This window comes from Ruminobacter sp. RM87 (assembly GCF_000701925.1).
In the GTDB taxonomy this organism is placed as follows: Bacteria; Pseudomonadota; Gammaproteobacteria; order Enterobacterales; family Succinivibrionaceae; genus Ruminobacter; species Ruminobacter amylophilus.
In genome coordinates, this window is the sequence record NZ_JNKD01000012.1 from 49,184 (window position 1) to 58,617 (window position 9,434).

Below are 9,434 nucleotides of genomic sequence, written 5' to 3' on the forward strand. Positions count from 1 at the left end.
CCGGCACCTGAGCTGAAAGCCGCTGAAACCCCGGCACCTGAGCTGAAAGCCGTTGAAACCCCGGCACCTGAGCTGAAAGCCGTTGAAACCCCGGCACCTGAGCTGAAAGCCGTTGAAACCCCGGCACCTGAGCTGAAGGCCGCTGAAACACCGGCACCTGAGCTGAAAGCCGCTGAAACCCCGGCACCTGAGCTGAAAGCCGTTGAAACCCCGGCACCTGAGCTGAAGGCCACTGAAACACCGGCACTGAAGGCAGTTGAGGTTGACAGGTAGTTAATATCCTGCTGAAACTCATAAAACACTGTTTTTATTCTTTATATAGGATGGAAACAGTGTTTTTGCTTTTTATGAGCTGAAATGACTGTTCTGATTCAGGAAAGGCAGTCCTTAAGTACGATGAAGGACAGTTTTTTCGCATGTTTCACACATTCATCACGGAGACGGTGCGGTCATATTGAAGGTAATGAACGGATACTTTTAGAAAAAAGTTTAATAACACTCATGATAGTACTTTAAATTTTCTTAAATTTCTTGTAAAATGCGCAAAAATTTCCGCTTGTACTGGGAAAATTATTCGTTATATATTCTGTAATATTAGGGATCGTATCTTATGAAAAAGACTAAGATGGTATGTACTATCGGACCTAAGTCCGAGCCACGTGAAGTTCTCCAGGAACTTCTTAATTCTGGCATGAATGCAATGCGTTTAAACTTCTCTCATGGCGACCATGACGAACAGGGTGCACGTATTACCACTATCAATGCTATCATGCAGGAAACCGGTAAGGTATTTGCCATTGTTCTTGACACCAAGGGTCCTGAAATCCGTACCGGTGAAGTACCTAACGATGGTGAAGTAGAATTAAAGAAAGGTCAGAAGTTCACCGTAACTACTGATTACCCTTCATACACCACTAACGAACGTTGCTCAGTAAGCTACGCTGGTTTAGTAAAGGATATCGCTGTTGGTAACACCATTCTTATCGACGACGGTTTAATCGGCTTAAAGGTTTTATCTAAGAACGCTGAAGAAACTGAAGCAGTTTGTGAAGTTTTAAACAACGCAATGCTCGGTAACAAGAAGGGTGTTAACCTTCCAGGCGTTATCACCAACCTCCCAGCTTTAAGCGAAAAGGATAAGGGTGACCTGGTATTCGGTATCCAGAGAGGCGTTGACTTCATCGCTGTTTCTTTCGTACGTAAAAAGAAGGACGTTGAAGACGTTCGTAACTGGCTCGACATCAACGGCGGTCAGGACGTTAAGATCATTTCTAAGATCGAAAATCAGGAAGGTCTCGACAACTTCGAAGACATCCTTGCTGCATCTGACGGTATCATGGTTGCTCGTGGTGACCTCGGTGTTGAAATTCCACCTCAGGAAGTTATCATCGCTCAGAAGCACATCATCCGTCGTTGTAATGAAGTAGGTAAGATTGTTATTACCGCTACCCAGATGCTTGACTCAATGCAGAAGAACCCACGTCCAACCCGCGCAGAAGCAGGTGACGTTGCTAACGCAATTTTCGACGGTACCGACGCAGTTATGCTTTCTGGTGAATCTGCTAAGGGTAAGTACCCACGTGAAGCAGTTCGTACCATGGCTTCAATCTGTGACTTAACCGATACCATGGTTCAGCCACGTTTCATCGACACTCCACCAGCAACCTTACACGTAACTGAAGCTGTATGTAAGGGCGCAGTAGAAATCGCTGAACACCTGAAGTCTCCATTAATCATCGTTGCTACTCACCTCGGTAAGTCAGCTCGTGCATTACGTAAGTACTTCCCAACCTCTAACATTCTTGCTTTAACCGACAATGTTAAGGTTGCACGTCAGTTATGTATCGTTCGTGGCGTAACTCCACAGGTTGTTGAATCATTCAAGTCAACTGATGATTTCTTCAAGGTTGGTAAGGAATTAGCCATCAAGTCTGGTCTTGCTAAGGCTGGTGATACCGTTGTTATGGTATCTGGTGCCTTAGTTCCAGCCGGTACTACTAACACTTCATCAGTACATGTTCTCTAATATTTAAAGAATATTATTAGCTGAAACGGGCGTTATCACAGGATAACGCCCGTTTTTTATCTGTTTTTCCGAAATCTTTGTATGGTATTCCGATAATTTACAGAATATTCATCTGCATTCTGATTTTTATATCAGTCCGTTCTCCTAATCGTGAAGCATTAAACGTTATTCAAATCTGCATGATTTTTGCAGAAGCATAATTATTTGATTGTATGTTATATTGATTATATGTCTGATACGTAAATTCATTCAGACTGAAGGAGGTTCATATGAATAATCATGATGACAGATCCGGACAGGAAGTGGTTTCCCTGTGCCTTGAACTTGTTTCCAGACCATCGGTTACTCCGAAGGATGAAGGCTGCCAGCAGCTTATTGCCACAAGACTCAGAGATTCCGGATTTCATATAGAAAATCTGACTCATATCGATACTACCAATATGTATGCCACTCACGGCAGCGGATCTCCGAATTTCTGCTTTTTAGGGCATACTGACGTGGTACCTCCGGGGGATTCCGGATTATGGGCATACAGTCCGTTTGAACCGGTGATTCAGGGTGGAATGATTTACGGCAGGGGAACCGCTGACATGAAGGGCGGGGATGCAGCCATGGTGATGGCCGCCAAGCGTTTTGTGGAAAAACATCCCAATCATAAGGGACGCATTTCCCTGATATTCACCAGCAACGAGGAAGGGGATTTTAAAAACGGTACTCCTCACGTGGTCAGCAGACTTATGGAACGTAATGAGAATATTGATTACTGCATTGTCGGAGAACCAAGCTCTCAGAGTGTACTCGGTGATACCATTAAAATAGGCAGAAGAGGTTCAATTACCGCGAATATCAGGGTTTTCGGTATCCAGGGGCATGTTGCGTACCCTCATTTAGGCAGAAATCCGGTTCATGATGCTGTGCCGGCGTTAAGTGAACTCCTGTCCTATCAGTGGGACGGCGGGAATGAATATTTCCCTCCAACCTCAATGCAGATTCCGAATGTCAGGGCGGGAACGGGAGCCGGCAACGTGATTCCGGGAGACTGTTTCATTCAGATTAACTGGCGTTTCAGCAATGAAACCACAGCTGATGAAATCAAGCGCGTAACCGACGAAATTCTGTCTAAATATAAACTTAACTATCATATCGACTGGGAATTCTTCGGGGATCCGTATATAACCGAAAAGGGAGAACTTCTCGATATCACCAGAAAAGCCATAAAGGATGTGTGCGGTATTGACGCTCAGGAATCTACTACAGGCGGTACTTCAGACGGCAGGTTCGTTGCCAAGTTCAATGAATGTCAGGTTATTGAGCTCGGCGCCATCAGTGAAACCATACACAAGGCCAATGAGTGTACCAGTGCCGAAGATCTGGAAAAGCTGGCCGTGATATATGAAAAGATTCTGGAAATGATTATGGCTGAGTAGTCTGAGAAAAAGATTGTCAGGTGACGGAAATAATCATTGATTAAAGCCTGTTTCTCCGGAAACAGGCTTTTCAGTAAATTTAATGGAGCGGCTCACGCCGGTATGATTTGCCTGATGTCAGGCGCTGACTATTCCTTGAGTTTATACTGCTTAGAAAGTACAGTCGTTACCTTCTTGAACATGTTGAATACGGCATTGGTCTTCGGAGTAGGGAGTCCGTCGTCATCAAGGAAGAATTCGCCCTTGAATACCAGAACTTCACCGTTCTGGGTTACGGATTCGGCCTTCATGCCGTCCATGTATTCGTAATCATTCTTAATCATTTTATTTGCAAGAGTCAAGATTTCCTCAGCTGTTGCTTCTTTTCTTGTATCTTCCTGTCCCATAAACATAATGAACGTTTCCTTATGATTATCTGAAGTTATATCCTTATCAGAATATAATAAATAAATCTGATAATATTTGATTTAATGTGTATTTTTATATAAAAAATACACTGTTTCTGTTTAAATTAGTGCCCGTACTGGGTAAACAGCTTTCTTTCCACCTTAAGGAATCTGTATACCTGTTCGTTATAGCTGTCATCAATTGTCGGCAAACCCTGTTCCTTGATGTTTCTCAGGAGATTTCTGTCTTCGTCGCTGAGTGCTTCCTTTGCTTCAATAAACTGTTTCAGATAGAGTCTCGCAAGAGGCAGGTCATACGGCTGAACGGTGGTAATGCTCTTGAGAATAAGCATGTCAGTAAGCGGAAGAGGTATGAGACTGAGTTCGTTCTTTACCTGCAGATCACAGAGATCCTTGAGCAGATCCTCGTTTTCATAAGAGGCAAGCACGTCAGTGTCTCTGGCCATTTCCACGTTCTTCGGAATTTTGGCGGCCTTTGGAGTGCATACCGGAATGAAGCTGTTCATTGCTTCATCCTTTGGAACGTAGAGAGTTACCATTTCGGTGATTTCAGGAGCTTTGGCGGTAAATTCGGCAATAAAATCCCTGTCGGTACTGAAAAGCATCCTGGCGGTAGGATTGATAAGACCTGCAAGTTCAAGAATGCCTTCCATGGATACGTTGGTATACAGACGATGATCAACAATCATGGCAAGGCGGGCTTTTAAAAATTCAATTTTGCGATGAGGCTTGTATGATCCGTGAGTGCCGTCATTGCATTCACTGCAGTGATGATGTTCTGTCATTTGATGTTCTCTTACGTTTTTTATGAAGTTTTTACTGCCGGACGGAGCTGCGCTTTTTCCGGATGACAGATTCAGGTGCTGGAAAATATCCGTAAAACACATGAATACCGAGTGAATTATAGCATTAACGGACTGTGTTATAAAGATTGATGATTATGCCGGACTGCGTATGCAGGCGAAACTGGTGAAAATGATTTTCAAACAGAGGCGTCGGAATTGTGCTATTATGCTTTCTCAGGAAGATTGTTTTAATTTTTAGAGGTGATGTCAGTGATCAGAAAAATCGTTAACGTGTTAAAAACCGCTGACTCAATAGAAGAAATGCAGACGGTCAGGGAGGAACTTCTTGAGCTTTTTCCCCTGATGAGAAGAGCGTTGAATTTTGATCAGAAGCATTACAGTCATCAGTACTTTCTGTGGGAGCATTCTCTGCATACCGTACTGAATCTTCCCAGAAACCTGGACGACGACATGCTTTATCTGGGAGCCTTTCTGCATGACATAGCCAAACCGGATGCCCAGTGCAGAGGTAAGGATCCCGATGATCCAAACATGCATTACTATCATCATCCGGAAATGTCCGAGGTTCTGGTAAGAGAACAGGTTTTACCTGAACTGGAAAGACGCGACATCCGTCTTTCTGATGAGGAAAAGACCAGGCTTCTGTTCTATGTAAGACATCATGATGACAATATGCTTTCAGACAACAGCAGATGCGCTTCGGTAAGAAAGCTTATCGAAGAGGCCGGCGAGGATACCGTAAGAAAGCTGATGCTGCTTGAAGTTGCAGATGCCTATGCCCATAATCTCATTGACATAGTACGTGAGCGCATTCGTGTATGTGAAATGCTGACGGGGGACTATTTCGGTACTTTTGCGAAATCCTGCATGTCTGACGCGTAACGGAAGGCCTGACAGGTCCGAGATGTCTTAAGGATTCTTTCACGTCCGCACGTGAAAGGAGCTTTTTTGTTCCGCGCCTGATAAAGTACTGAAAAAGCCCGTATACACGGATAAAGTGTGATTTATTCCATTATTTGCGGTTAAGAGTCGTTTAAAATCGTGAGAGATGCTGTCAATTTGAAAAATTGTGATATAATCGGCGTGCGTTATGCGGTAAACGTTTTTGTGGTGTCCTGATTCATAAGACTTTTTTCAGGCTTTTCCGGAGCATCCGCTATAAGCTTCAGGTGTGGCTTATGAAGGAAAAGGACGTGCCCACATACATTATTTGAGAGTGTACTTTTAAATTAAAAAGGAAAACAGACTGTCAGAGTTCGGACACGCTGCTGTCCTGCATGAAAACTGTATGAAGTTTCCGCAATGTCCGTACATGTTACGGGCGGGAAAGGGCGGAACACTCTGAACAGATGGATTTGTATATGGAAAACGAAAATAAATTTTCAACAGTTAAAGATGTAGTTGAATTTTTGGCTGAAAAATTCCCTAAGTGTTTTGTTGTCAAGGGTGAATGCAAACCTTTAAAGATTGGTCTGTTCAATGAACTGGCCGAAAGAGTTTGTGCGGAAACTCCTGAACTGTCAAAGACTCGTCTGCGTCAGGCTTTAAGATTCTATACCACCCGCTGGAACTACCTTGAATCATTCAAGGTTGGAGCGGCACGAGTTGATCTGGATGGTAATGAGGTTGATACCATTACCGCAGAACAGGTTGAATACGCAACCAAGAATCTGGAAGAATCAAAGGCTGCCTTCGAACAGAAGAAAAAGAGTCTGGCAGCTACCGCAAAGCGTAAGTTCAAGAAGCCTTTCAGAAAGGCTGAAGGTGAAAAGGCTGCTGACAGTGAAGAAAAGTCTTCAAAGGACAGAAAGTTCAGCAACCGTCGTCAGTTCCGCAAGAACAGCGCACCTGCCGAAAAGGTTAACAGCATCGGCAGTGAAAGCTTTGAACAGATTGACATCAGCAACGTGAATGTAGGAAGCAAGGTTCATGTGCTCTGCGGCGGTTCAAAGGCCGTTGAAGCTACCATTATTGAGCTTGCAAGAGACGTTGTGGGTGTTGAACTTGCAACCGGTATGGTTATCCGTGTAAGTCCGGATCGTATCGGCAGATAGGCTAAAAAACGTTACCGTAACCAATCGCAGAGGTCAGCAACGTGATCTCTGCGATTTTTTTTGCTATGTATACTTAAAAAACTTTTGTTTTACAAGTAGAATAACCATTCGAGTTGTAGTATGTACAATTTGGGGAAATAATATTCAGGTCAAACTGAAACTATCGAAGATGATATCTGTCAGTATAATGAATGCTATGCATTTGCTATCTGAAATTCAGGATGAAGACAGATTTAAATAGGATAAAACGCTGTAAAGATGGATATCGTTACAGATACACAGGCGATATAAATATGAAATATAACAAGAATACTGTAATTCGTTCAGGCTGGCGCAGATTTATACTTCCGGCCGTGATCGGTATGGTTATCGGCTCCGGCTCTGCCTACGCATCCGAAAGGGTAAAGCAGACAGTTCCGAAAATCAGTGAATTACCGACTCTTTCCGCACAGCAGAATCATTCAAAATCCTGTAACAGGGTTTCAAGTTTCTTTACCAGATCCCACTATAAGGAAATTGTGCTGGATAAGAAATTTGCGGAAAAGGTTATAGATTCATATTTATATGAAAATGATCGTTATCACAGCCTGTTCACTGCTGATGAAGTGAAGGATATGTACGGCCGCTACAATGACGTGATTGCCGCCATGAGCGCCTGCCGTCTTGATTATCCGTTCGAGCTGTATACAAAGGTTATCAACCGTAAATTCAAGCGTTTAAGCTATTATCTGAGTGTTCTGGACAAGCCTGTTGATCTCAACGGTCATGACTATATTGACAGCGACCGCAGCAAACTTCCTCCGCTCAAGGACATGGCTCAGCTTGAAGATCTGTGGCGCAAGCTGGTGGTGAACGACCTTATCAAGCTTATGCTTAACGGCAAGACTGAGGAAAAGGCCCGCGAACTGCTTAAGAAACGTTATACCAATCAGCTCAGAATTCTGACCGAATCAAAGAGCGAAGATGCGTTCAGCGCCTTTGAAAATGCTTATGCTCATGCCATCGATCCGCATACCTCATATCTGTCACCTGATGACAGTGCCAAATTCATGGACGAAATGAGTCTGGCAATGGAGGGTATCGGTGCCGTCCTTACCAAGGAAGATGATTATGTGAAGATTGTTTCACTGATTCCGGGCTCACCTGCGGAGATGAGCAAGAAGCTTAAGCCTAACGACTATATTATCGGTATCCGTCAGCATGACGGCAAGAACAACAAGATGCTTGACGTTGTAGGCATGCGTCTTGAAGACGTTGTTCCTATGGTCAAGGGCAAGAAGGGCTCCAAGGTTACCCTGGAAATACAGAGAGACAACGGCGGTAACGTAACCACCTTCACCGTGGATCTCGTACGCAGCCGTATCCGTCTCGAAGACAGCGCCGCCAAGGGCGAGGTCAGGGAAATAGACGGCCGCAAGGTCGGTGTTCTTACCGTAAAGAGTTTCTACGTTAATCTTTATGAGGATATTGACAAGGAACTCAAGAAGCTTAACGACAAGAAGATCGAAGCTCTTGTTCTGGATTTAAGATACAACGGTGGCGGTGCTCTGAGTGAAGCCATCCTTTCTACCGGTCTGTTTGTCGACAATGATGCCTTTGTACAGGTAAGAGACGGTGTCGGCAACGTGGCCGTGAGAGGTGACGTGACTCCGGGAGTTACCTACAGCGGACCTATGGTGGTTCTTACCAACAGACTGAGTGCCTCAGCTTCCGAAATCATGGCTGCCGCACTGCAGGACCTCGGCAGAGCAGTGGTGGTAGGTGACACCACTTTCGGTAAGGGAACCGTTCAGCAGAGCCGTCCTCTCGATCGTATCTTCGATTACAACTCAGAACCTCTCGGCAGTATTCACTATACCATCGCCAAGTTCTACCGTATCAACGGCGGAAGCACCCAGATGAAGGGGGTTCAGCCTGATATTCTCTTCCCTAAGATTATCAGCTACGATATTGTCGGTGAAAAGAATGAACCGAATGCTCTTGAATGGGACATGATAAGTTCAGTCAAATATCAGCCGAAGGATTTGAAGAATTACATTTCCGAACTGTCACATATCCATGAAAACAGAGTGAAGAACAATGAGCTGTTTAAGGATATGGAAAATGCCGAACGCAAGCTCAGTGAGGAGATGAAGCCGGGTAACAGAATTTCTCTGAATTTTGCGGAAAGAAAGGCTGAAAAGGATAAGGATGATGCCGAGTATCTGCAGGTTATAAACAGAAATCTGAAAGCCACCGGTCAGGCTCCGATAAGCAACATCAAGGATCTTCCTTCAAAGTACGAGCCGTTTGACTGCTATCTTGACGAAAGTGCCCGTATAGCTCTTGATCTGGCGGATCTTGAAAAGAAGAATCTGGCTACCGTAAAGAACTAACGGAAAACTCTCCGGAAACAGCCTAAACTTTGTTGCAATTCATATGTTTAGGCGTCATAAGACCGAATTTCAAATAACATGAGGTTCGGTCTTATTATTTCTCTATTTCACTCAGGATAATATCCAATTCGTCAAAAGACTGTATGTTGTCGTCTTCGTCTGTTTCCTCTTCTTCTTTCGAGAGCTTTCCAAATATTTCCGTAGAAGGCTTAGGGATGTTCAATGCTTCCATTATTCTTCTCTGAACACCGGTTACGGGAGTGTAATAACAACCTTCCCTGAATACCGTCTGTTCGATGGAATCCAGATTTGCCAGCAGCTTGTTATCAGAATCATAAG

The 9,434-nt window shown here is 44.1% G+C and carries 8 protein-coding genes; 5 read left to right on the forward strand and 3 right to left on the reverse strand.

Annotated elements, in window-relative coordinates:
* The first annotated feature begins 610 nt into the window (after positions 1-610).
* On the forward strand, positions 611-2,026 hold the full coding sequence (gene pykF / locus T489_RS0104810; RefSeq protein WP_031578915.1) for a pyruvate kinase PykF: 1,416 nt from the start codon (positions 611-613) through the stop codon (positions 2,024-2,026).
* Positions 2,027-2,295: 269 nt separating this feature from the next.
* Positions 2,296-3,453, forward strand: coding sequence for a succinyl-diaminopimelate desuccinylase (gene dapE, locus T489_RS0104815; RefSeq protein WP_031578916.1), 1,158 nt, complete (start codon positions 2,296-2,298; stop codon positions 3,451-3,453).
* Between the two features lie 128 nt (positions 3,454-3,581).
* On the opposite strand, the gene T489_RS0104820 is transcribed toward dapE, so the two are convergent.
* On the reverse strand, positions 3,582-3,845 hold the full coding sequence (locus tag T489_RS0104820) for a DUF2498 family protein (RefSeq protein WP_051621788.1): 264 nt from the start codon (positions 3,843-3,845) through the stop codon (positions 3,582-3,584).
* A 119-nt stretch (positions 3,846-3,964) separates the two neighbouring features.
* Positions 3,965-4,645 (reverse strand): hypothetical protein, encoded by a 681-nt coding sequence (locus T489_RS0104825; RefSeq protein ID WP_157608053.1) that lies wholly within the window; start codon positions 4,643-4,645, stop codon positions 3,965-3,967.
* Between the two features lie 270 nt (positions 4,646-4,915).
* Here T489_RS0104825 and T489_RS0104830 point away from each other — a divergent pair, with 270 nt between their 5' ends.
* From T489_RS0104830 to T489_RS0104840, 3 genes are all read left to right on the forward strand, one after another.
* Positions 4,916-5,548, forward strand: a complete 633-nt coding sequence (locus T489_RS0104830) for a hypothetical protein (protein WP_157608055.1) — start codon at positions 4,916-4,918, stop codon at positions 5,546-5,548.
* Between the two features lie 479 nt (positions 5,549-6,027).
* Entirely contained in the window at positions 6,028-6,720 is a 693-nt protein-coding gene (proQ, locus tag T489_RS0104835) for an RNA chaperone ProQ (RefSeq protein ID WP_031578920.1), read from the forward strand.
* A gap of 293 nt (positions 6,721-7,013) precedes the next feature.
* Entirely contained in the window at positions 7,014-9,095 is a 2,082-nt protein-coding gene (locus T489_RS0104840) for a carboxy terminal-processing peptidase (RefSeq protein ID WP_051621789.1), read from the forward strand.
* 94 nt (positions 9,096-9,189) lie between these two features.
* Here the strand turns inward: T489_RS0104840 and T489_RS15145 are convergent.
* Positions 9,190-9,434, reverse strand: a 245-nt coding sequence (locus T489_RS15145; protein ID WP_031578923.1) for a hypothetical protein, incomplete at its 5' end; no start/stop codon positions are given.